We start from the raw sequence: 22,509 nt of genomic DNA, 5'->3' as shown, positions 1-22,509 counted from the left end.
GCTCCTTGTTTGCCACAGCCCATGCCGACTCCCTCTCTATGGGACACCCGCTGAAGGCTGCGACAGATGGATTGCAGCGGGATGAATTCATATTCCTACAGACAGTAGGGGCAATGATTGATTCATCTCAAATAGCGAAATGAAATGACTATTTAACAACGGGTAAATACCTAGGAACTTTCACTGAGGTCGGGTAGGTGCGACCCATCCGCGCAGCGGGCAGACCTGCGGTTGCAGGGGCGGCGATCAGCCCTCGATGATCAGCGCCCGAAAGTCGTTGACGTTGGTGCGCGTTGGCCCGGTCACGAGGGCATCGCCCAGCGCGCCAAAAAAGCCATGGCCATCGTTGTTGGCCAGGCTCGCGCGCGGGTTGATTCCAAGCGCCCAGGCGCGTGCAAGCGTATCGGGTGCGAGCCAGGCGCCGGCGATTTCCTCCTGCCCATCAACCCCGTCGGTGTCAGCCGCCAGCCCATGAATGCGCGGGTGGCCTGCCAGCGCCAGGGCGCATGCCAGCAGGCATTCCACATTGCGGCCACCACGCCCATTGCCGCGTACGGTCACCGTGCTCTCGCCGCCCGACAGCAGCACGCAGGGCCCGGCCACCGGCTGACCGCGATCGGCCACCTGGCGCGCAATGCCGGCGAGCAGCGTGCCCATGTCGCGCGCCTCGCCTTCCAGGGCATCGCCGAGGATGTAGGCGGGGTAACCGGCGTCCCGCGCCACCTGGGCCGCCGCTTCCAGGGCCTGCTGCGGCGCGGCGACGAGGCGGCACGTAGCGCGTGCAAGCCGTGGGTCACCCGGTTTGACCGATTCACCGGCACCGGTTTCCAGCAGCGCACGCGCACCAGCGGGCAGACCAATGCCGTAGCGCTGAAGAATGTCCAGCGCGTCGGCGCAGCGCGTCGGGTCGGCCACGGTGGGGCCGGAAGCAATGTCCATGGGGTCGTCGCCTGGCACGTCGGAGATGAGCAGCGTACGCACCCGCGCGGGGTGGCAGGCAGCCGCCAGGCGCCCCCCTTTGATGGCCGAGAGGTGGCGGCGCACACAGTTCATCTCGCGGATGGTGGCGCCCGATTGCAGCAGCGCGCGCGACAGCGCCTGCTTGTCGGCCAGCGTCACACCGGGCAGCGGCAGTGGCAGCAGCGACGAGCCACCGCCCGAAATCAGGCACAGCACGAAATCGTCCTCGCGCAGGCCCTCGCACAGCGCCAGCATGCGCCGCGCGGCCTGCTCACCCGCGGCATCGGGCACCGGGTGCGCCGCCTCGACAATTTCAATGCGCTCGCAAGGCACGGCGTAGCCATAGCGCGTAACCACCAGGCCCGAGAGCGGCCCCGCCCAGTGCTGCTCGACCGCCTGCGCCATGGCGGCAGACGCTTTTCCCGCGCCGATCACCACCAGGCGACCCGCCACTTCAGAGGCCGCAGGCAGATGGGGCGGCACACACAGCGAGGGCTGGGCGGACGCCACCGCAGCATCGAACATGCGCCGCAGCAGTTCGCGCGGTGCCATCGGGGAAAGGCCCGCAGGCGAAGCAGCTTGGGTTTTCATCGTCTGTCTCTCTCTACGCCAGGCAATCGGACGCGAGCCGTTCGCGCCACTCCAAACCTTGGGTCGTGCTGCGCTGCGGCCGGTATTCACACCCCACCCAGCCCTGGTAGCCCAGGCGGTCAATTTGCGCCAGCACGAAGGCGTAGTTGATCTCGCCCGTACCCGGCTCGTGGCGCCCTGGGGTGTCGGCAATCTGGATGTGGCCGATGCGCCCCAGGTGCTCGGTGAGCGTCGCCGTGAGCTCGCCCTCCATGCGCTGCGCGTGGTAGATGTCGTACTGCAGCATCAGGTTGTCGGCGCCCACTTCGTCCATCAGCGCCAGCGCTTGCGCGGTCCGGCACAGCCAGTAGCCGGGGAAATCGAAGGTGTTGATGGGCTCCACCAGCAGGCGAAGGCCCGCCCTGTGCAATTCCCGCGCCGCCCAGCCAAGGTTTTCCACCAAGGTGCGATGCACCAATGGCGCTGCCACCGCTTCGGGCGCAATGCCCGCCATGCAGTGCAGTTGGCGTGCGCCAAGCGCTAACGCATAGTCGATGGCAAGGCCAACCCCAGCGCGAAACTCCGCCACGCGGTCCGGGTGGCAGGCAATGCCCCGCTCTCCCGCCCCCCAGTCGCCGGGCGGCAGGTTGTGCAGCACCAGTTCCAGCCCATGCGCATCCAGGCGTGCCCTGATTTCAGCCGCCGGCCAATCGTAGGGAAACAAAAATTCGACCCCACGAAAGCCGGCCCTGGCAGCCGCCTCAAAACGGTCGAGGAACGGCAGCTCCGTAAAAAGCAGGCTGAGGTTGGCGGCGAATCGGGGCATGCCACGTATTGTGGGCCCGGTGCCACGGCGATGGTTTCGCCCACGCAAGGCCGTCGCTCGCCGGCTGGCAAAAGGACGAACATGACTCAAGTCAAGGGTTCGGTAAAGCTGCCCTCTCATACTCATTGCAACCACCCAACGGCAAGACCCCACAGTGAAAACTCTCGTTTCAGCCCGCCCTGCTCTTTCTCCTTCGGTTCGCACCGATTCAAAATTTTCGCTTCGCCTGCCGGTGGTACTGACCTGCGTGACCTGTGCATCCCTTGGCAGCGCCTGGGCACAAAGCGCAGCCGCCGACACCAGCGCGCGCGCCCTGCCGGAAGTGGTGGTCAGCGGCTCGCGCCAGGAGCAGGCCAGCGACGACCTGCCGGTATCCATCGACGTGATCGGCGCGCAGGAGATCAGCAACCGCCAAAGCACCGATTTGCGCGATGCCGTGCGCGATCTGCCCAACGTGTCGGTACAGACCGCGCCCACCCGCCTCTCGGTGACCGGCTCCACCGCCAGCGCACTGCGCGATGGCAACACGGGGCTCAACATCCGCGGTCTGGGCGGCAACCGGGTGCTGATGCTGGTCGATGGCATTCGCATTCCACGCAGCTACGCCTTTCGCACCACCACCTTCGACCGCGAATACCTGTCGCTGGAACTGCTCAAGCGCGTGGAAGTCGTGCGCGGCCCGGCGTCTGCCCTGTACGGCTCGGACGGCATGGCCGGCATGGCCAACTTCATCACCTACGGACCTGAGGATTTTCTGAAGAACGCCGATGGCACGGCCAAGCAGATTGGCGGGCGCGTCTCCGCCGGCTGGAGCGGCGACGACAACGGCCACACCGTGGCCGGCACCGTCGCGGGTCGCGCCAGCGACAGCCTGGACTGGCTGCTCACCGCCAGCACACACGGGGCGCATGCGCTCGACACCCACGGCACCAATTTTGAACCCAACGTGAACCGCACCGCTGCCAACCCGCAGCAGGACAGTGGCAACTCGCTGCTCGGCAAAATCGTGCTGCGCCCGACGGTGGGCCAAAAGCACACCTTCACGCTGGAGCATGTGGAAAAAAGCGCGGACATCACCTTGCTCTCCAGCCGCACGCCACTGCCACTCACGGGCACGCCAAGCCAGATTGCCGGCGCGATCGTGGATGAATCCGCAAACCGCGACATGCAGCGCGACCGCTTCACTTGGGACGCACGCTTTGATCTGAACGCGCCCTGGGCCGACCATGTCCAGACCGTGATGGCCGCACAGCGCGCAGACTCGCGCCAGGTGGGCACCAGCGTGCGCAATGCGCTGCCGCTGCGCATCCGCGACACCCGCTACGGCGAGCGCACCTGGCAAGCGGGCCTGCAAGCCGACAAGCTGCTGAAAAGCGGCAACTGGGGGCACCGCCTCACCTACGGCTACGACTATGTGCAAAGCGACATCAACAACCTGTACACCGGCCTGAACCCGGCGCCGCCCGAGAAGTTTCCCCTCAAACGCTTCCCCGACACGCGCGAAACCACGCATGCGCTGTACCTGCAGGACGAATCGGTACGGGGCGACTGGAGCCTGACGCCCGGCCTGCGCCTGGACCACTTTACGCTCGACGTGACCAGCCAAACGGGGTTTTACCCACCAGCGTCCGAGCCCGGTAAATCGCTCAGCGGCACGGCACTCTCCCCCAAGTTCGGCCTGCTGTACCGCGCCACGCCCGTCTGGACGGTGTACGGCCAGTACGCCGCAGGCTTTCGCGCTCCCGACGCCGGCCAGGTCAACGGTTATTTCGAGAACATGGCAGAGCAGGTGGTGCTCATTCCCAACGCCGACCTCAAGCCCGAGCACAGCCGTGGCGTGGAACTGGGCGCGCGGGCGCGCTTTGACGCCCTGCACGTCGACTTTGCTGCGTTCTCCAGCAATTACCGCAACCTCATCGTGGACCGCGTGCAAATGGGCGGCAGCGGCACCGCGACCGACCCGCGCATTTTCCAGACCATCAACATTGATCAGGCGCGCATCCATGGCTTCGAGCTCAAGGGCGCGATGGATTGGGGCCGGGTCGGCCTGCTGGGCGGCACGCGCCTCTCTACTCCGTTCAGCTACGGCCAGGCACGCGGCCGCAATACCGACACTGGCGCGCCGCTCAACTCGGTCGAGCCGGCACAACTCGCTCTGGGCCTGCAGCTTGACACCGTGCCCTGGACCCTGCGCTTCGATCTGCGCCACCACGCCGCCAAGAACGCTTCGGACATCGACAGTTCCGCCGCCGTCAAGGCGCCAGCGACGCAGTTCACCATTCCCGCCGCCACCACGCTCGACGTCGCCCTGCAGTGGCGTTTGCGCAAGGACATGCGCCTGAACCTTGCCGTGCGCAACCTGACGGACCGCAAATACTGGCTGTGGTCCGATGTGCAAGGGCTGGCGGCCAACGCGACCACCAACGACGCCTACACCCAACCGGGCCGCAGCGGGTTTGTGTCGCTGGTGGTTGATTTTTAAGCCGAAAATATCTAATAAAAATAGCTTCTAGCGCTTATTGGATATGCACTGGCAGCTATCAAAAATTAAGTTTTTATAGGTCTTCGAAATACACTTTGCCTCCCTGCGGTTGTCGCATGCAGCAAAATTTGACACAAAGCATTCAGGACACGCAGACCGCTACGTACATTCGGTTCCACAGCACTGTTCATTGACCCATCGCGAACCCCATCCATGACCGACGAGACACTCGATGCCAGCGCCCCGCTGCACGACAGCGCGCACTATTTGCATGCGGTCACGGAACTGGCCGAAACCCGGCCCGTAGTGGCGCAGGCAGCCATCTACAGCGAAAGCGGCGTCAAACTGGTGGCCGAGGGCATGCGCATCGACCGTCGGCTGTACGAGCGATTGGTACAGCACACTTTGCGCGAGCCCGTGGACACCCATCTGTGGGTGGAGGGGGCACTGACCACCGCATCGCTGAGCGCTGCGGCACGCGAGATGCTTGCAAGCTCCGTCCTGCCCTACAAGCTGGCACAAACCCTGCGCTCGCCGGAAAGCCTTCTTGCCCCTCTGGCATCCATGCCACTGCCTTCCTCTGTTGCTTTCAAGCTGACTTTGATGCGGGAGCAGCGCCCTGCCTTGTGGAAGCACAGCGTGGAAATGATGCTGATCGCCATGTATCTGGCGCTTCGCTCGGACACAAGCGCGCGCGATTGCGTCGCACTCTGCGCGGCAGCACTGATGCACGACGCCGGCATGCTGCATCTGGATCCTGCGTGGGAAGATCCGCAACACAAGCCGGTCGGTGCCGACCGCAAACACTTGGTCGTGCACCCCATCACGTCCATGCTGATGGTGCGCCAGGCCCAGGTGTACCCCCGTTCGGTCGAGGTGGCCATCCTCGAACACCACGAAAGAATGGACGGTTCGGGCTACCCGCGCGGCATTCCCGGTGCGCAGATCTCGGCCTTGGGGCGCATATTGCTGCTGGCTGAGGTGGCTGCCGCCATTTATGAAAAATACGAAGAAATGCCGGCGCTGCAACTGGCGCTGGTGCTGCGCTTGAACCACCGGAAGTTTCCTGCCGGGCTCAGCGCGTATTTGCTTCCCTTGCTCGATGAAGAACGCGCACGCGACTCAGCCCTCATGCCGCTTGGTGCGAATGCGGCTCGCCAACTTGAAATTCTGGCAGACGCATTTTCAGAATGGGACCGCCTGAAAGCGTCCTTGGTGCGCAGCGAGCAACTGACCAGCGCAAAGCAGGCGCTGACTCAGCCGTTGGCCTTTATTGAAATGCGGCTTGGGGCCCTGCACAAAGTGCTGCTGGAGTCGGGGACCCACCCCACACAACAAATCGCGTTGATCGCACAACTCGACGGCGATGCCGCTGGGATGGCGGAAGTCGCGTTTGTGGGAAAGGAAGCCCTTTGGCAACTGCAAAGCATTGTCAATGCCTGCCAGCGGCGTTGGCCAGCCGCCCATGCCGCCAGTCCACCCGAGGACCACGCTGCACAAGCCTGGTGCCAGTGGGTCTTGAGTCGCCTCTGAGCCAGATCGAATCACCCCCCCACGTGGCACTCGCGCCGCAGCAGCGCCAGCGCGTCTCCGAGGCCGTAATCGTGGTCATCCTGCAGCGTGCCGCGCGACTCACCGACAAAGCTGCGCCACAGCGCCAGATAGTCGGCGCGGTGCACTTCTGGAGCATGCTCGGCGATGAAGGTTTCGGCCAGCGCTGGCTCCCAGCCCTTGGTGCGGAGCTTTCGCACTAAGGCCTTGGCGGCTTTTTCGGGCAGCAGGGTCTTCTTCGGCACGCCAACGGCCAGACACAGGAACAGCGTGAGCAGCGCAGCCTCATCGTTCTCGCCCTGCGTGGCGCGTTGCCAGGTCTTGCTGGCAGCAGCGGGCGGCGCCTCGTCCTCGCCCAGTGGTTCGGCCGCGCGCAGGTACTCGTCCACCTCGCCCAGCGGGTCTTCGAGCAGAAAGTAGCGGCTCCGCAGCGCGCTCATGGGGCGCAGCAGCGTGCCCAAGGGGCGGGCCGGGTCGAGCAGCTTGCCCAGATCGGCCAGCACCACAGGTTTTTGTGCGTCCACCACCGCATGCAAGGCCGATGGCAAACCTTTGGGCGATGGCAGGGCCGCCGCACCGCCAAGCGCCTTCCCGGCGGCACGGCGGGTGGTCAGCAATTTTCGGAACCCTGCGACGCTGGGCCATTCGGCGCCGCGGTAGCCCAGGGCCTGCAGGACCAACGCCGTGCGAATCACGCCTTCGGCGTCGCCCTCTTCCAGAACGTCGTCGTCCAGCGCATAGCGCTCGGCCAGCCACAGCGCTGCCTGCACGGCCTCGCCAATGCGGCTGCGCCGCTCCAGCTCTTCGCGGTACTGCGCATAGCTGCGCAGCGACCACAGCGCCAGCAGAGAGACCTGCGCTTCGTCCTGGCCCTGCATGCCAAAGTGGCTGCTTTCGGGCAGGGCGATCAACTGGCGCAGCAAATCCGTGCCGGCCTTGGAGCGCGACAGCAGCGAATGGTCCGCCAGCAGGCGCGCGGCCTGGGCCAAGTCGCCGCCAGTGGCGTCCTGCAGGTGCAGGCTGATGAAGTTGACCATGCGCTCGCGTGCGCGCTCCAGTTCGGGGCGCAGGAACTCGCTGCCGAAGTAGCGCGCGATCTGCACCATACCCCTGGGCGCCTCGGTGTGCATGGCAGCCAGGCGCTCGGCGCCCACGATGCCGTGCTGCACGCCATAGACCAGCGCTTTTTCGAAGAGCGGCCGCGCATCGTGCAGCGCCATGGCCTGCGCCTGTACCTGCGCCGGCGCACCGGCCTTGCTGCTGCCGGACATCAGATGGCCGATTCTTCGTCGGAGGCGCGCGCTGCCGGTGTCGCCTTGCCGCGGTCGGTGGCGCTGGTCTCGAACTTGCCGTCGTCCTCAACATCCTCTGCCTCGTCGCCCTCACCCAGGTCGTGGGCGCGGGCCTTGGCGCGCAGCACCAGGAGCATTTCAATGAACAGGTCGCGGCATTCGTAGCGCAGCAGCCAGGCCATTTGCATCCAGTCCTGGTCGGCCACTTCGTCAAGCTCGACGCGTGGGCGCACATAGCCCGAAGCCAGCAGCTCATCGTCGCTCAGCATCAGGCCGTAGTCTTCTGTGGCGTCAAAGCTGCCGGTGCGGGCAAAGGATTCGACGCGGCTCCACTTCTCGGTGAAGTAGTTGGCGAGTGCCTCGGCGCCGCCCTCCAAGTCGCCAATGGCGTTCAAAAACTCCAGCGGGTCGGCGCCGTCGCGGAACACCACGGCGTTGACCATGTTGCGCAGATGCTGGTGCGTGAGGTCTTTGTACTGCTTCTCCAGCACCATGGCACGGGCGAACTGCTCGGGCGTGACCAGCAGGTTCACCACCGAGGCCTTGGAGCTGTCGTACTCGCGCATGACGGCCAGCACATCCTTGGGCGCCAGTTGGTCGAGCACGACCATCAAGGCACGGTCGCCTTCTTCGTCGGCCAGCTCGGCCAGCGCGCCTTCCGCGCCAACGATGTCGCCTGCAGCGATCAGGCTGGTGGTTTTTTCTATCAGTGCAAGATGGTTCATGGGTGTGGCTATTCCTTGCGCTCGAAGCCCTGCTCGGCCAGCCAGTCGGCGCCGGCCTCGTCGAGCGAGCGCTCGTCCCGAGGACCGTGCGCGTCGTCGGTGCTCAGGCCAGCGGCGTCATCGTCATCGTCGTGGTCGCGGCGGTCTTCGTCCTCATCGGCATCCTTCGGTGGTGCATCGGCCGAGGCAAAACCGTGCGCATGCAGAAATTCCAGGCACGCAGCCACGGTCATGAAGGCCGGGCCACCGGGTTCGGCCAGCACCTTGAGCGCCACCGGTTCGGCCCAGGGTTCGAGCGCGACGGAGCCGGCCAGTTCCGGCCACGCCGGCAGCGCCTCGGGCTGCAGCGTCAGCAGGCGCTGCATGGCGGCCGGCTTGGCAAAGCGAAAGCCGCGGTGGAAGACCACGGCCACCATCTCGGGGCTGTAGCTCAGCATTTGCACCAGAAAGCCGATTTCGCTGCGTTTGGCGGCCAGGCGTTTCTTGAGCACATCCTTGCCCTCGGAATCCGAGGTCAGATCGTCCAGCTCGGCCTCGTAGGCCGAGCGCAGGTCGGAAAAGTAGCGCGATAGCTTCATGGCAACTCCATTCGTTTCACGTAGGCCTGCCAGATTTCGCTGGCAGTTGCCAGCGGATCGTCGAGCAGGTTGCGGCGGCGGTTGTCGTCGTACTGCTGGCGCCGCTCGGCGTCGGACAGAACATCGTAGGCTTGTTGCACTGCACGAAAACGCGCAGCGGCGTCGCTCGCCGCATTGCGGTCAGGGTGATAGTAAGACGCCTTCTGCCGAAACGCCCGCTTGATGTCGGCCAGAGTGGCCGTGGCCGGCAGGCCCAGGGTGCTGTAGTGGTCTTCGCTCATTCCATGTGGCAGCTAGCTCAGCCCAGCGCGGCGTACACGTTCTGCACGTCGTCGTTGGCGTCGATGGCGGCCAGGAAGGCTTCGACTTCCTCCAGCGCCTCGGCGCTCAGGCTGGCCGGGTCCACCGGGTTCTTGGGGCGGTAGCCCAGCTTGGCGGAGAGCACCGTAAACCCATGCTCAGGCAGCGCGCGGCTCACGGCATCGAGGTCGGTGGGCTCGGTCCAGAACAGGGTTTGGCCCTCTTCCTCGCCGGGCTCCAGGTCCTGCGCGCCGGCTTCGATGGCGGCCATTTCGGCATCGGCGCCCGCGCTTGCGGGCTCGGCCTCGATCATGCCGACATGGTCGAAATCCCAGGCGACCGAGCCCGACGTGCCCAACTGCCCCTTGCGAAACAGCACGCGCATTTCGGGCGCGGTGCGTTTGACGTTGTCGGTCAGGCATTCAACCATCACCGCCACCTGATGCGGCGCGAAGCCTTCGTACACCACATGCTCGAAGCTGGCGGCGTCGCTGCCGATGCCAGCGCCCTTCTTGATGGCGCGCTCCAGCGTGTCCTTGGGCATGGAGACCTTGCGGGCCTGCTCCAGCACCAGCCGCAGCTTGGAGTTGCCAGCCGGGTCGGCGCCGCCGCGCGCGGCGACCATGATTTCCTTGGCGAGCTTGCCAAACAGTTTTCCGCGGGCGTCAGCGGCCTGCGCCTTGCCCTTTGCTTTCCATTGCGCACCCATGCGAGTTCCTTGATGGTGCCCGCTGGTGCAGTGCTTCATGCTGGATGGCACAAATAAAAAGGATGGATTTTTGGTCCTGGCGAGGCGCAAACCGCAGCGATACCCGTAGGTATCGCGAGGATTTGCAACGCGGCCAGGGCCGAAAAGACGCCTTTTTATGTGCCATATAGCGTGAAACACTGCACCCCCCCCCCCAACGGCTGAGGGAAAGTCCGGGCGAAAGAGGGCAAGGTTACCACCGCCGCCGCACGCACAATGGCGGCTTCTTTCCTCTCCCTGCCCGGCGGTGGGAGCCTGTCGGACTTGGAGCACCGAAAGCGAAAAACGGCCCCAGCGAGGACAGTTTGCGCCGGGTTTGCAGCCCCATAGCAGGCCTATGGGGCAAGAAACCGGTGGAAAATGGACCGCTGCGGCCGTTTTGTAGCCGGTGATTCCAAGTGCGACAGGCTCCGAACATGCTCAACACCCTCTGGCTGGGTTTTTTCGTCACCTCTGCCCTCGCCGCGCTGGTGCAGTGGCTGGCCGGCGGCAACGCCCAGGTGTTTGCTGCCATGGTCGAGGCCCTGTTTGCCATGGCCAAGCTCTCGGTCGAGGTCATGCTGCTGCTGTTTGGCACCCTCACGCTCTGGCTGGGCTTTTTGCGCATTGCCGAGCGCGCCGGCCTGGTCGAAACCCTGGCGCGCTGGCTCTCGCCACTGTTCGCCCACCTCATGCCCGGCGTGCCACGCGGCCATCCGGCGCTGGGCCTGATGACGCTCAACTTCGCCGCCAACGCGCTCGGGCTGGACAACGCCGCCACACCCATTGGCCTCAAGGCCATGCATTCGCTGCAAAGCCTGAACCCCGAGCCCGAGACCGCCACCAACGCACAAATCCTGTTCCTGGTGCTCAACGCCTCGTCGCTCACGCTGCTGCCCGTCACCATCTTCATGTACCGCCTGCAGCAAGGCGCACCCGACCCGACGCTGGTGTTCGTGCCCATCCTGCTCGCCACCTCGGCCTCTACCCTGGTCGGGCTGCTGAGCGTGGCCGTGGTGCAGCGCCTGCCCATCTGGAGCCCCGTGGTGCTCGCCTACCTGCTGCCGCTGGCGCTGGCTATCGCCGCGCTGGTGGCCTTCCTTTCCACGCTGGGCGCCACCGCGCTGGCACACCTCTCGTCGCTCGCGGGCAACCTCACGCTGTTCGGCCTGGTCCTGCTCTTCGTGCTCCTCGGCGCCTGGCGGCGCGTGCCGGTGTACGAGGCGTTTGTCGAGGGCGCGCGCGAGGGATTCGACGTGGCGCGCAACCTGCTGCCCTATTTGGTGGCCATGCTCTGCGCCGTGGGCGTGCTGCGCGCGTCCGGCGCGCTGGGCTACGCGCTCGACGGCATCCGCTGGCTGGTCGAAGGCGCGGGCTGGGACACCCGCTTTGTCGATGCCTTGCCGACCGCGCTGGTCAAACCGTTCTCGGGCAGCGCCGCGCGCGCCATGCTGATCGAGACCATGCAGACCAAGGGCGTGGACAGCTTCCCTGCGCTGGTGGCGGCCACGGCGCAGGGCAGCACGGAAACCACGTTTTATGTGCTGGCGGTGTACTTTGGCGCGGTGGGCATTCAGCGGGTGCGGCATGCGGTGCCTTGCGCGCTGCTGGCGGAGCTGGCGGGGGTGTTGGCGGCGATTGGGGTTTGTTATTGGTTTTTTGGGTGAAACTTTAGGTTAAATTGGGCTCTAGCGCTTATCCCATAAGCGCTGAATGCTATTAATTTTTATAGAAACACGTGCTGCTAGCCTTGTTGTTCGAGTGCTCGCCCGGCAACTTCTAGCGCAGCAAAGCGCACGAGATGGCAGTCAAGGCATCGGACCCATCGGCCCCGTACGGACGGTGACCTTGCCACGCCTTGACCAGCAGACCCATGCCCCATGGCCGCCCACGCGGCTCAGGGTAAATCCCATACGGCTGCAGGGACGGGCCAAATTACATTAATTAATGTAATTACTCGGCATGCAAAAACCTTGCTTGCTGCACCCAACACCGTCGGCGCGTCCCTTGCCCCGACCTGCCCCATGTCCACCCTTCCCTACACATCAGCAGACCCGCATACCCAGGCCTCCCGGCGCTCGATTGGCGCCATGCTCACGGCAGCGCTCATGGCCCTGGCGCTGGTGTTTGCGGCCTCGGCGGCCAGCTCCTTGACCGCGCTGGTCAAGAGCAACGCCTCGTTTGACCTGGTTGCCCGTGAAATTTCGGTGCTGCAAGACCTCTCTGAATCGGTCGACAACACACGCAATTCGCGGGTGTGGATGGTGCAGGCCTCGGTGTACAGCTCGTACGGCATGTTCAAGGAAGCCGAGCAGGCCTTGCACACGGCACAGGCCAAGTTGGCCGACTCACGCAAGGCGTTTGAGCGCTACCAGAAGGCCCCCAAAAGCGCTGCCGAAGCGCCGATGGCCAAGGTAGCCGAGGCCCGGTACACCGTCTTTCTGGCCGAGGGGCTGGAGCCGCTGGTGGTGGCCCTGCAGAAAGGCAACCCGCAAAACTACATCAACACACTGCGCAACAAGACCCCCGCGCTGGATGCCGAGTTTGAAAAGGCGGTGGATGCGGTGCTGGCGTACCGCAACGAGCAGGCCAGTCACCTGCAGGCCAGTATTCAGGCCAACTTCACGCGCAGCCTGACCCGGCTGTGGGTGCTGACCGCCCTGTTTGCCGCTGCCTGCCTGGCCGTGTGGGGTGGCGCGCGGCGCTGGCTGGTGCAACCGCTGCGCAGCATGGCGGGCGAGATCGAGACCGTGGCCGCGAACGATCTTTCGGCCTCCACGGCAACGCTGCAGCGTTTTGCACCGCGCGAGATTGCACAGGTCCAGGCCATGGTAGAGCGCATGCGCCAGCAACTGAGCAGCACCGTCGGGGCGATCCGCCAGTCGGCACACACCGTGCAGGCAGCCAGCCATGCAATTGCGACGGGCAACGGCCACCTGTCCGGGCGCACCGAACAACAGGGCGAGCACCTGCAGCACACGTCCGATGCCATCCACCACATGGCACAAAGCCTGAGCGAGACGGCAAGTGCCGTGGCCCGCGTCGCCAGCGTGGCCCAAAGTGCCGCCACCGTGGCCACCGAAGGCGGCAGCAAGGTGGACCAGGCACGCGGGGCCATGGACGCGATCCAGGCCTCAAGCCGCAAGATTGGCGAGATCACCACCGTCATTGACGGCATTGCCTTCCAGACCAACATCCTGGCGCTCAACGCAGCCGTGGAAGCCGCCCGCGCGGGCGAGCACGGCCGCGGCTTTGCCGTCGTCGCCAGTGAGGTGCGCACGCTGGCCCAGCGAAGCGCCAGCGCGGCCAAGGAGATCAAGCACCTGATCGACGATTCGATGGTCTGCGTCAACCGGGGTGTCGCCCATGTGCACGGCGCAGGGACCACCATGGGCGATGTGCTGGAGCAAGTCAATGCCGCGGCCGCCCTGGCGGCAGACATTCGTCTGGCCATGGACCAACAGGCCCTGGACGCAGACCACGCGCGTGCCACGCTGACCCAGCTGAACGAGATGACGCAGCAAAACATGCATCTCGTGGAGCAAAGCGCGCAGGCGGCGCACAGCCTGGACCAGCAAGCCGATGCGCTGGCGCACGCAGTGGACTCCTTCCGCCTGCCAGGCGATGCGGCGGTGCAAATCGCGCCGCCATCGCCAGCACCACACCGCGCAGCCCCTTCACACGCCCTGCCCGGCATCCGTTTTCAACCCCGCTGACGAACCGCCAGGAGGCGCGCACCATGTCCCCCACCTCTCGCCAGCCTGCCCCGCGCCCCCTGATGCTGTCGGGGCCATTCCGCGTCAAAAGCCTGCTGGCGGCGGCGCTGCTGTTCACCACCGCCCTCACGCCAGCGGCAGCCGCCGAGGTGGAGTTGCTGCACTGGTGGACCTCCGGGGGCGAGGCCCGGGCCGTGGAATCGCTGCGCGCGACCCTGGCCACACAAGGCCTCACGCTCAAGACTCCCACGGTGGCCGGCGACGCCGACGCCCTGGCCAAGATCCTGAGCGAGCGCATCGCCGCGCACCGTGCGCCCGATGCGGTGCAGATGAAAGCCGCTGACCTGGCCCAATGGGGCGACCAGGGGGCGCTGGCATCGCTGAATGCATTGGCGAAATCGGACCACTGGGATTACCAAATTCCGCGCCAGATTGCCGAACAGGTGAAGTACAAGGACACCTATGTCGCCGTGCCGGTCAACGTGCACCGGGTGAACTGGCTGTACATCAACCGCCACCTGCTGGCACAAGTGCAGGGGCGCGCGCCGCAGAGCTGGCCACAGTTCTTTCAGCTGGCCGAGCGCCTGCAGCAAGCCGGCATCACCCCGCTGGCCCACGGCAACCAACCCTGGCAGAACCTGACGCTGTTCGAGACCGTGGTGCTGGGCACGGGCGGCGCAGATTTTTACCGGCACGCCCTGGTGCAGGGCGACCCCGCCGCCATTGGAGGCGCCACGATGGAGCGCGCCATGCAAACCTTTGTCGCACTCAAACCCCTGACTGTGCCTGCCAAGGCCTCTGACGCCGCCTCCAGCCAGGATTGGAACGCCGCTACGGCGCAGGTCATTGCAGGCAAGGCGGCCATGCAGGTCATGGGCGATTGGGCCAAGGGTGAATTCCTGGCCGCGAAACAGGTGCCCGATCGCGATTTTTTGTGCGCCTCCACGCCAGGCGGCGCCACCGTCTACGACTATGTGGTCGACAGCCTGGCCGTCTTTCGCCAAGGGACCAACCCCGAGGCCACCGCCGAGCAAAATGCCCTGGCCCATGCGGTGACCAGCCTGGATTTCCAGCGCAACTTCAACCTGGCCAAGGGCTCCATTCCCGTCACCCCCGGGGTGGACATGGCGCCCTTTGATGCCTGCGCCAAAGAGTCGAGCGCCTACTTTCTGGCGGCGCGCCTGGCCAACACGCTGGTGCCATCGGTGGCCCACCGCATGGCGCTGCCAGAGCCGATGCACAAGGCTCTGGAGTCGCTCATCGACCGGCTGTGGAACGACGCCGCTTACCGCCCAGCGCAGGCCCAGCACGACTGGGCGGCGGCAGCACACACAGCGGGTGCAGCGATTTCAAAATTTACACAAAAATAGCCTCTAGCGCTTACCTCATAAGCGATAGCAGCTATCAATTCAGGAATCATCCGGCGGCGCCGCCACCAAATCCCATTCCGCCACCTGCTCGTTGGTGGCCACCAGCCGCCCCACCAGCAGCTTGATAAACGCCTTGTCGAAACACGATTGCAGCGTCTCGGACGCGCCGCGCAGCGCGGGGTTGCGCACTTTGAGCACCAGCACCTCGCTCTCGGCCACGGCGGTGGCGGTGCGCAGGGGGGATTCGGGGCGCAGGTAGGTCATTTCGCCGAAGGTGACGCCGGCATCCAGCGTGCAGAGCTGCCAGCCCTGGCGGCGAATGCCGACCTGGCCTTCGATGAGGATGCAAAACGAATCGCCGGGCGCGCCCTCGGTCATGAGGGCCGTTCCGCGTGGCGCGCGGCGCCAGCTGCCCAGGCGCATCAGCTCCCAGAGCGCAACGTCGTGAAAGCCGGCAAAGAACGGCAGCGTACGCAGACAGGTGAAACGCTCGGTTTCGGTGTCCTGCGACTTCTGGCGGGGCAAAGCGCGCGAGAGCGCGCCCAAGGCGTCTGACCAATCGGCCCAGCGCGGGAAGCGATCCTGCGGTGCCTTGGCGAGCGCCTGCAGCACGAAGGCATCCACCTCGGGCGGCAAGGACGCGCGCAGCAGGCCGGGGGCGGTCGGCTCGTCGTGGCCGATGCGGTACATCGTGGCGAAATCGGTTTCGCCGTCAAAAGGCCGCCGGCCAGTGAGCAGCTCGTACAGCACGACGCCGAGCGAGAACATGTCGCTGTGGTGGGTGAGCGATTCCTCCCGCACCTGTTCGGGCGACATGTACGACGGCGAACCGACCAGGCCGGCGAGCTGCGTGGCGTCGCTGCGGGTGGAGAGCGCGGCGCCGAAATCCACCAGCTTCACATCGCCATCGCTCGCTAGCAGGATGTTGGCCGGCTTGATGTCGCGGTGCACCAGGCCTTGGCGCTCGGCGTATGCGAGCGCGTGGCCGCATTTGAAGGCGATATCCAGCACCTGCGAGAGCGGCAGCAGCGCATCCGGGCGGGCGTGGTGCGAGAGCGGCTGCCCATCGACGTATTCAAACACCAGGTACGGCGGCTCGGCCTCTTCGTCGGCGTCGAGCAGGCGCACGATGTTGGGGTGGCGCAGTTGCGCGGCCAGCGCGGCTTCCTGGCGCAGTTGGCGCCGGTGGCGCGCGGCCTGCGCCGGTTCGGCCAGCAGGTGCGCGTGCATTTGTTTCACCGCCACCTTGCGACCGCGCAGGCCGTCGAGCCCCAGGTACACCACGCCACTGGCACCCCGGCCCAGCTCGCGCTCGATGCGGTATTTGCCGATGGTGGCGGGGACGGCATTGGCCATGGCTATTGCTCCGGCACCACGGTTTCGGCCCAGTCGTACAGCGCGCCCAGAATCTCTTCGGCGCGCTCATCGGCCGTCTCGGAAAGCGCGTCGATGCGCTCGAACAGCGCCTGCGCGGTCAGCGCCCCGCCCTGCCCATGCAGCAGGCAATCGGTGCGGTGCTGCAGCCAGCGGGCCTGCTCCTCAGGCGTGAGGGTGGCCGCGAAATTGCGCGCGCGGTAGCGAAACAGCAGTTCGGTGAGGCGGGCGTCGTCAAAGCCGGTGCGCGCGCTGGCCAGTTGTGCGCCGGTCATGGCGCGCAGTTCGTCGAGCCGGCGCCGGTCGCCATTGCCGACAAAACCGCCGTACAAATCCTGCTCCACGTCCGGCGCCGGGCCCTCGGCCTTGGGCCGCTGGTACACCGCCGCCCAAATGGCGCTCATGTCGGGCAGCAAACGCGCGCGCGCCGCGTGCGCCGCAATCTGCCCCAAATCGATGCCCCAGCGCGCCGCCAGTTCGGGCGTGAGCGTGTTGACGTTGCCCACCACCATGGGCGACTTGTTCAGGTGCACGCCCTTGACCGGCAGGCGCTTGACGCCTTCAGGCAGGTCGGCACTGCGCGTGAACAGCCGCAGGCGCAGCTCTTCCACGCTTTGCGTTGCCAGCTCGGACGGGTCGTGCGCCAAGTCCCAGGCCAGGAGTTCGTTCTTGTTGGTCGGGTGCGTGGCGAGCGGGAACATCACCGCCAGACACCCACGTTCGGCGGGGAACATGCCCGAGACATGCAGGAAGGGCCGCGCGTTCTGCACATCGGTCGGCAGGCGCAGCTCGGCCGCCACGCGCTCTTTTTTGTGCAGGCCGAGGGCAAAGTCAAACAGCTTGGCGTTGTGCTGGCGCAAGAGCCGCGCCAGGGCAATGGTGGCGCGCACGTCCGAGAGCGCGTCGTGCGCTGCCTCGTGCAGCAGGCCGTTGGCCTTGGCCAAGTCGCCCAATTTGAAGCTGGGCGAGCCGTCTTCCTTCTTGGGCCACACGATCAGCCCATCGGGCCGCAGCGCATAGGCCAGGCGCACCACGTCGAGCAGATCCCAGCGGCCGCACTGGTTCTGCCACTCGCGGCCATAGGGGTCGATGAGGTTGCGCCAGAACATGTGGCGCGTGACCTCGTCGTCAAAGCGAATCGTGTTGTAGCCCACGCCAATGGTGCCCGGCTGGGCCATGGCCTCGTGGATGCGCGCGGCAAATTCGCGCTCGCTCACGCCGCGCTCGAATGCGATCTGCGGCGTGATGCCGGTGATCAAACAGGCCTCGGGCTCGGGCAGATAGTCGTTGGGCGGCTGGCAGTACAGCATCAGCGGCTCGCCGATCTCGTTCAGGTCGGCGTCGGTGCGGATGGCGGCAAACTGCGCCGGCCGGTCGCGGCGCGGGTCGGAGCCAAAGGTTTCGTAGTCGTGCCAGAGGAAGGTGTGGGGGAGCATGGCGGGCGGTGCGTCGTCTGAAGCCGGAACGCTGGGATGGTAGCGGCCCTTCAGACGGTGACCCAATTCTCCAATCGCAATCCCGGCACAAGCGCAAATTCGCGTGTGTTGTGGGTAACCAGGGGCGCATCCACGCTCAGCGCGTGCGCGGCAATCATGGTGTCCAACGCACCGATCGGTTGCCCCTCGCGCTCCAAACTCGCGCGCAGGTCCCCATAGGCCCAGACCGCGGCTTGGTCGAATGGCAACACCTCCAGCGGTGCGAGAAACATCTCCAGCGCGCTGCGGTTACGGGCGGATCGACTCTTGGCCACGCCGTAGGCCAGTTCCGCCGCCACCACACTGCAAATGCCGATCTCGCCCAGCCGGTACTCCCGAAAACGGGCCAGCACCTGCGGCGGGCGCATGTTGATGACGTAGATGCAGATGTTGGTGTCGAGCAGGATCACGGCGCGATGTCCTCGCGCTCCTGCACATCGGGCTGCGCGCGCTCCAGCGTGAAGCCGGGCTCGAAGCTTGCGAGCGCGGCGTCTAACATGGCCCAGGGGTTGTCTATCGGCAGCAGCAGAACGCCTGCGCCGAAGTGCTGCACGCTGACTTCAGAGCCCGCAAAGCGGAACTCCTTGGGGAGTCGAACCGCTTGGCTGCGGCCAGACTGAAAGATACGTGCAGTGTCCATGTCGGGCTCCTTTTGCAATGGATAGCTATCAATGATAGCTACCCTTCTCGCTTGCGCAAGAGGCTGTTGCCAAAGGTGTGCGGAACCAGGGTATTGGGATGCCATGCGGCGCGAACGGCCATGAAGAACAGGTGCCCTGTGTTCCCCTACCAAAACGTCCAGAACGGAACCGGTCATTAGCTCCCGGGAGTAGATGCCACACAGAGCAAAAAGAGTTTACCCTGCCAGGCTCCGCCACCCCAAAGCACACCATGACCTCTGCCACCCGCCGCCTGCACCTTGAACGCCACCGGGGCGAGCGCATTGGCTGGCTGCGCGCCGCCGTGCTGGGCGCCAACGACGGCATCGTCTCCACCGCCAGCCTGGTGGTGGGCGTGGCGGCCGCGCAGGCCAGCCCGTCGGCCATCGTCATGACGGCGGTGGCGGGCCTGGTGGCCGGTGCCATGTCGATGGCGGCGGGCGAATACGTGTCGGTGCACTCGCAGGCCGACACCGAAAAAGCCGACCTCGACCGCGAACGGCGCGAGCTGGCGGCCGACCCGCAGGCCGAAGAGCGCGAGCTGGCCACCATCTACGAAGGCCGGGGCCTCGCCCCCGGGCTGGCGCAGCAGGTGGCCCAGCAGCTCATGGCGCACGATGCGCTGGGCGCGCACGCGCGCGACGAACTCGAAGTCTCGCAGACCCTGGCCGCCCGCCCGGTGCAGGCCGCACTCACCTCCGCCGCCAGCTTTGCCGTCGGCGCCGCTTTGCCCCTGCTGGTGGCGGTCGTTGCGCCCGCAGGCAGCTTGCTGGCCTGGGTGCCGGGGACCGCGCTGGTTTTTCTGGCCCTGCTCGGCGCCCTGGCCGCGCGCACCGGCGGCGCCGGCCTATTGGTAGGCGCCTGGCGCGTGACGTTCTGGGGTGCGCTGGCCATGGCCATCACCGCGGGCGTGGGGGCGCTGTTCGGGGCGCCGGTGGGGTGAGGCGACGCGATCAAAAGGCGGGCCCAGACGCCCGATGGGTGACATGCCTGGGTCGAATCGCACTTCTCAGACGGATCCTTCAACAGATTGCGGTAACGCTTGGCGGTCACGTTCAGATCGGCCTTGCTGGAGCCCGAAAATGCTCACCCCCACCACGCGGCCGCGCCTTCCACCGCTACCGCCTGCGCGCGGCCCAGGGCTTCCAGCGTTTGCGGCAGCGTGGGCAAGCCCTTCTTCCAGGGGCCACGGCCTTTGAAGTGTGCTTCCAGCGCGGGCGGTGTGAGCGGTGCGGGGCTGCGGGCCAGGGCTTCGGCTACGGCGCGGACCTGCTCGGGGAGGGTGGCTGGCCAGGGGTGTTGCCGTGATTTAGAAGACTCTGTTTTTGATAGCGGTTTTTCAGTATCAAAATCGGCCTCTAGCGCTCGTTGCTCATGCGCTAGCAGCTCCTGTTTTTGAGTTATTTTTTCCGGATTCTGAAACTCAGGTCGCGGCCAGCGCGCACGGCCCTGTCGGGGATTGGGGTTGGATCGCGATTTCGCTGCGCCTGCCAACAACAAAGGCCAGCAAGTCGCCCTGCTGGCCTTTGTTAGGGAGCGCTGCGCTCGCTCAGTCTGCCGTGGCCTCTTCCGGCTCCGCTGGCTCGGACTTGGTGGCGCGCTCCTTCTTGGGCAGCGGCTGGATGTCCAGCTTGACCTCGGACGTTTCCACGCCCTGCTCGTCGGTTTTGGTCTCGACGTCCACCGTCAGGCGACCACCGTCCTGCAGGCGGCCGAACAGGAGTTCGTCGGCCAGGGCGCGGCGAATGGTGTCCTGGATGAGGCGCTGCATCGGCCGCGCGCCCATCAGCGGGTCGAACCCCTTCTTGGCCAGGTGCTTGCGCAGGTTGTCGGTGAAGGTGACCTCGACCTTTTTCTCGGCGAGCTGGGTTTCGAGCTGCAGCAAGAACTTGTCGACCACGCGCAGGATGACGTTTTCATCAAGCGCCTTGAAGCTGACGATGGCGTCCAGGCGGTTGCGGAACTCGGGCGTGAACAAGCGCTTGATGTCGACCATCTCGTCGCCCGCCTGCCGGGCGTTGTTGAAGCCGATGGTGGCCTTGTTCATGGTCTCGGCGCCCGCGTTCGTCGTCATGATGATGATGACGTTGCGGAAGTCGGCCTTGCGCCCGTTGTTGTCTGTCAGGCTCCCGTGGTCCATCACCTGCAGCAGCACGTTGAAGATGTCGGGGTGCGCCTTTTCGATTTCGTCGAGCAGCAGCACGCAGTGCGGCTTCTTGGTGATGGCCTCGGTCAACAGCCCGCCCTGGTCAAAGCCCACGTAGCCCGGAGGCGCGCCGATGAGGCGGCTGACGGCGTGGCGCTCCATGTACTCCGACATGTCGAAGCGGATCAGCTCGATGCCCATGATGTAGGCCAGTTGCTTGGCCGCTTCGGTCTTGCCGACGCCCGTGGGGCCGCTGAACAGGAAGGCGCCAATGGGCTTGTCGCCCTTGCCCAGGCCGGAGCGCGCCATCTTGACGGCGGACGCCAGCACATCAAGCGCCTTGTCTTGCCCGAAGACCACGCTTTTGAGGTCGCGTTCGAGCACCTGCAGCTTGCCACGGTCGTCGTTGGAGACGTTGGCCGGGGGAATGCGGGCGATTTTGGCCACGATCTCTTCGATCTCGGTCTTGCCGATGGTCTTCTTGCGCTTGGAGGGCACCAGGATGCGCTGCGCGGCACCGGCCTCGTCGATCACGTCGATGGCCTTGTCGGGCAGGTGGCGGTCGTTGATGTACTTGGCGCTCAGTTCGGCAGCAGCCTGCAATGCGGCGGCGGCGTACTTGACGCTGTGGTGCTCTTCAAAGCGGCTCTTGAGGCCCTTGAGAATGTCGACGGTTTCCTGCACCGTCGGTTCCACCACATCGACCTTCTGGAAGCGCCGCGACAGGGCGGCGTCTTTTTCGAAGATGCCGCGGTATTCGGCGAAGGTGGTGGCGCCAATGCACTTGAGCGCGCCGTTCGAGAGCGCTGGCTTGAGCAGGTTGGACGCATCCAGCGTGCCGCCCGAGGCCGCGCCCGCGCCGATCAGCGTGTGGATCTCGTCGATGAACAGGATGGCGTTGGGCTTGTCCTTGAGCGACTTGAGCACGCCCTTCAAGCGCTGCTCGAAGTCGCCACGGTACTTGGTGCCCGCCAGCAGCGCGCCCATGTCGAGCGAATAGACAATGCCTTCGCTCAGAATCTCGGGCACGTCGCCCTGGGTGATGCGCCAGGCCAGGCCCTCGGCAATCGCCGTCTTGCCCACGCCCGCTTCGCCGACGAGCAGTGGGTTGTTCTTGCGGCGGCGGCACAGGATCTGGATGGTGCGCTCGACTTCGTAGTGGCGGCCGATCAGTGGGTCGATCTTGCCCTCCTTGGCGAGCTGGTTCAGGTTCACCGTGAATTGCTCCAGCGGCGAGGCCTTTTCGCTCTTCTCGCTGCTGCCCTCTTCGGCTTCGGCAGCGCCTTCCCCGCTCTTGGGCACCTCGGGCGGCTCACCCTTCTTGATGCCGTGGGCAATGAAGTTGACGACGTCGAGCCGCGTCACACCCTGCTGGTGCAGGTAGTACACGGCGTGCGAGTCTTTCTCGCCAAAAATGGCGACGAGCACGTTGGCGCCATTGACTTCCTTCTTGCCATTGCCCGTGGACTGCACGTGCATGATGGCGCGTTGAATCACGCGCTGGAAACCGAGCGTGGGCTGGGTGTCGACTTCATCGGTTCCCGCGACCTGCGGGGTGTTGTCTTTGATGAAATTAGCCAGCGATGCGCGCAGATCGTCAATATTGGCCGAGCATGCGCGCAGCACCTCGGCGGCGCTGGGGTTATCGAGCAGCGCGAGCAACAAATGCTCGACGGTGATGAATTCATGGCGTTGCTGCCGGGCCTCGACAAAGGCCATGTGCAAGCTGACTTCCAGTTCTTGGGCAATCATGTGAAC

17 protein-coding genes and 1 pseudogene are annotated in these 22,509 nt (G+C 65.5%); 6 read left to right on the top strand and 12 right to left on the bottom strand.

The window, feature by feature from the left end:
- Positions 1-246: 246 nt before the first annotated feature.
- Positions 247-1,551 (bottom strand): glycerate kinase type-2 family protein, encoded by a 1,305-nt coding sequence (locus D3F03_RS00280; protein WP_245960446.1) that lies wholly within the window; start codon positions 1,549-1,551, stop codon positions 247-249.
- A 13-nt stretch (positions 1,552-1,564) separates the two neighbouring features.
- Entirely contained in the window at positions 1,565-2,356 is a 792-nt protein-coding gene (gene hyi / locus D3F03_RS00275; RefSeq protein ID WP_119107389.1) for a hydroxypyruvate isomerase, read from the bottom strand.
- A 154-nt stretch (positions 2,357-2,510) separates the two neighbouring features.
- On the opposite strand from hyi, the gene D3F03_RS00270 reads away from it, so the two are divergent.
- Complete coding sequence (locus D3F03_RS00270; RefSeq protein ID WP_245960445.1) at positions 2,511-4,838, top strand: TonB-dependent hemoglobin/transferrin/lactoferrin family receptor; 2,328 nt, start codon at positions 2,511-2,513, stop codon at positions 4,836-4,838.
- Between the two features lie 213 nt (positions 4,839-5,051).
- Positions 5,052-5,762, top strand: a pseudogene (locus tag D3F03_RS17575) (HD-GYP domain-containing protein); the annotation flags it as partial.
- Between the two features lie 620 nt (positions 5,763-6,382).
- Here the strand turns inward: D3F03_RS17575 and D3F03_RS00260 are convergent.
- From D3F03_RS00260 to D3F03_RS00240, 5 genes are read right to left on the bottom strand one after another with little or no spacing between them, the layout of a single operon-like run.
- Positions 6,383-7,660: a hypothetical protein gene (locus tag D3F03_RS00260; protein WP_119107386.1), complete on the bottom strand. Its 1,278-nt coding sequence runs from the start codon at positions 7,658-7,660 to the stop codon at positions 6,383-6,385.
- Entirely contained in the window at positions 7,660-8,406 is a 747-nt protein-coding gene (locus tag D3F03_RS00255) for an amidohydrolase family protein (protein WP_119107385.1), read from the bottom strand. Before D3F03_RS00255 ends, D3F03_RS00260 begins: the two co-directional genes overlap by 1 nt.
- A gap of 8 nt (positions 8,407-8,414) precedes the next feature.
- Positions 8,415-8,984: a hypothetical protein gene (locus tag D3F03_RS00250; protein WP_119107384.1), complete on the bottom strand. Its 570-nt coding sequence runs from the start codon at positions 8,982-8,984 to the stop codon at positions 8,415-8,417.
- The gene (locus D3F03_RS00245; protein ID WP_119107383.1) at positions 8,981-9,265 is read right to left on the bottom strand and encodes a DnaJ domain-containing protein; all 285 of its coding nucleotides are present in this window, start codon (positions 9,263-9,265) and stop codon (positions 8,981-8,983) included. The genes D3F03_RS00250 and D3F03_RS00245 overlap by 4 nt, the downstream gene beginning before the upstream one ends.
- A 17-nt stretch (positions 9,266-9,282) precedes the next feature.
- Positions 9,283-9,993, bottom strand: coding sequence for a YebC/PmpR family DNA-binding transcriptional regulator (locus D3F03_RS00240; RefSeq protein ID WP_119108475.1), 711 nt, complete (start codon positions 9,991-9,993; stop codon positions 9,283-9,285).
- A 455-nt stretch (positions 9,994-10,448) separates the two neighbouring features.
- Here D3F03_RS00240 and D3F03_RS00235 point away from each other — a divergent pair, with 455 nt between their 5' ends.
- The 3 genes from D3F03_RS00235 to D3F03_RS00225 all read left to right on the top strand — a co-directional run bounded on the left by D3F03_RS00235 (position 10,449) and on the right by D3F03_RS00225 (position 15,097).
- Entirely contained in the window at positions 10,449-11,678 is a 1,230-nt protein-coding gene (locus D3F03_RS00235) for a nucleoside recognition domain-containing protein (RefSeq protein ID WP_119107382.1), read from the top strand.
- 357 nt (positions 11,679-12,035) lie between these two features.
- The gene (locus tag D3F03_RS00230) at positions 12,036-13,727 is read left to right on the top strand and encodes a methyl-accepting chemotaxis protein (RefSeq protein WP_158606117.1); all 1,692 of its coding nucleotides are present in this window, start codon (positions 12,036-12,038) and stop codon (positions 13,725-13,727) included.
- A gap of 23 nt (positions 13,728-13,750) precedes the next feature.
- Positions 13,751-15,097: an ABC transporter substrate-binding protein gene (locus D3F03_RS00225; protein ID WP_119107380.1), complete on the top strand. Its 1,347-nt coding sequence runs from the start codon at positions 13,751-13,753 to the stop codon at positions 15,095-15,097.
- A gap of 39 nt (positions 15,098-15,136) precedes the next feature.
- Here the strand turns inward: D3F03_RS00225 and D3F03_RS00220 are convergent, their stop codons facing one another.
- From D3F03_RS00220 to D3F03_RS00205, 4 genes are read right to left on the bottom strand one after another with little or no spacing between them, the layout of a single operon-like run.
- Complete coding sequence (locus tag D3F03_RS00220; RefSeq protein ID WP_119107379.1) at positions 15,137-16,453, bottom strand: protein kinase domain-containing protein; 1,317 nt, start codon at positions 16,451-16,453, stop codon at positions 15,137-15,139.
- 2 nt (positions 16,454-16,455) lie between these two features.
- Positions 16,456-17,907: an exodeoxyribonuclease I gene (sbcB, locus tag D3F03_RS00215; RefSeq protein WP_119107378.1), complete on the bottom strand. Its 1,452-nt coding sequence runs from the start codon at positions 17,905-17,907 to the stop codon at positions 16,456-16,458.
- Between the two features lie 50 nt (positions 17,908-17,957).
- A complete protein-coding gene (vapC, locus tag D3F03_RS00210; RefSeq protein ID WP_245960444.1) occupies positions 17,958-18,356 on the bottom strand; it encodes a type II toxin-antitoxin system tRNA(fMet)-specific endonuclease VapC in 399 nt (132 codons plus the stop codon).
- Positions 18,353-18,586: an antitoxin gene (locus D3F03_RS00205; protein WP_119108473.1), complete on the bottom strand. Its 234-nt coding sequence runs from the start codon at positions 18,584-18,586 to the stop codon at positions 18,353-18,355. The genes vapC and D3F03_RS00205 overlap by 4 nt, the downstream gene beginning before the upstream one ends.
- Before the next feature lie 251 nt (positions 18,587-18,837).
- Between D3F03_RS00205 and D3F03_RS00200 the strand changes: the two genes are divergently transcribed.
- Positions 18,838-19,548, top strand: a complete 711-nt coding sequence (locus D3F03_RS00200; protein WP_119107377.1) for a VIT1/CCC1 transporter family protein — start codon at positions 18,838-18,840, stop codon at positions 19,546-19,548.
- A 606-nt stretch (positions 19,549-20,154) separates the two neighbouring features.
- On the opposite strand, the gene clpA is transcribed toward D3F03_RS00200, so the two are convergent.
- Complete coding sequence (clpA, locus tag D3F03_RS00195) at positions 20,155-22,503, bottom strand: ATP-dependent Clp protease ATP-binding subunit ClpA (RefSeq protein ID WP_119107376.1); 2,349 nt, start codon at positions 22,501-22,503, stop codon at positions 20,155-20,157.
- Positions 22,504-22,509: the final 6 nt, after the last annotated feature.

The sequence above is a fragment of the Simplicispira hankyongi genome (assembly GCF_003570885.1).
In the GTDB taxonomy this organism is placed as follows: domain Bacteria; phylum Pseudomonadota; class Gammaproteobacteria; order Burkholderiales; family Burkholderiaceae_C; genus Simplicispira; species Simplicispira hankyongi.
Note: the sequence above shows the minus strand (reverse complement) of the source record. Positions and strands in the feature narration are given on the sequence as shown.

Coding starts and splice junctions, on each gene's coding strand:
- D3F03_RS00250 (WP_119107384.1), bottom strand. CDS start 8,984: ATGAAGCTATCGCGCTACTTTTCCGACCTGCGCTCGGCCTACGAGGCC.
- D3F03_RS00240 (WP_119108475.1), bottom strand. CDS start 9,993: ATGGGTGCGCAATGGAAAGCAAAGGGCAAGGCGCAGGCCGCTGACGCC.
- D3F03_RS00255 (WP_119107385.1), bottom strand. CDS start 8,406: ATGAACCATCTTGCACTGATAGAAAAAACCACCAGCCTGATCGCTGCA.
- D3F03_RS00225 (WP_119107380.1), top strand. CDS start 13,751: ATGTCCCCCACCTCTCGCCAGCCTGCCCCGCGCCCCCTGATGCTGTCG.
- D3F03_RS00260 (WP_119107386.1), bottom strand. CDS start 7,660: ATGTCCGGCAGCAGCAAGGCCGGTGCGCCGGCGCAGGTACAGGCGCAG.
- D3F03_RS00230 (WP_158606117.1), top strand. CDS start 12,036: ATGTCCACCCTTCCCTACACATCAGCAGACCCGCATACCCAGGCCTCC.
- hyi (WP_119107389.1), bottom strand. CDS start 2,356: ATGCCCCGATTCGCCGCCAACCTCAGCCTGCTTTTTACGGAGCTGCCG.
- D3F03_RS00280 (WP_245960446.1), bottom strand. CDS start 1,551: ATGAAAACCCAAGCTGCTTCGCCTGCGGGCCTTTCCCCGATGGCACCG.
- D3F03_RS00205 (WP_119108473.1), bottom strand. CDS start 18,586: ATGGACACTGCACGTATCTTTCAGTCTGGCCGCAGCCAAGCGGTTCGA.
- clpA (WP_119107376.1), bottom strand. CDS start 22,503: ATGATTGCCCAAGAACTGGAAGTCAGCTTGCACATGGCCTTTGTCGAG.
- D3F03_RS00200 (WP_119107377.1), top strand. CDS start 18,838: ATGACCTCTGCCACCCGCCGCCTGCACCTTGAACGCCACCGGGGCGAG.
- D3F03_RS00220 (WP_119107379.1), bottom strand. CDS start 16,453: ATGGCCAATGCCGTCCCCGCCACCATCGGCAAATACCGCATCGAGCGC.
- D3F03_RS00245 (WP_119107383.1), bottom strand. CDS start 9,265: ATGAGCGAAGACCACTACAGCACCCTGGGCCTGCCGGCCACGGCCACT.
- D3F03_RS00235 (WP_119107382.1), top strand. CDS start 10,449: ATGCTCAACACCCTCTGGCTGGGTTTTTTCGTCACCTCTGCCCTCGCC.
- sbcB (WP_119107378.1), bottom strand. CDS start 17,907: ATGCTCCCCCACACCTTCCTCTGGCACGACTACGAAACCTTTGGCTCC.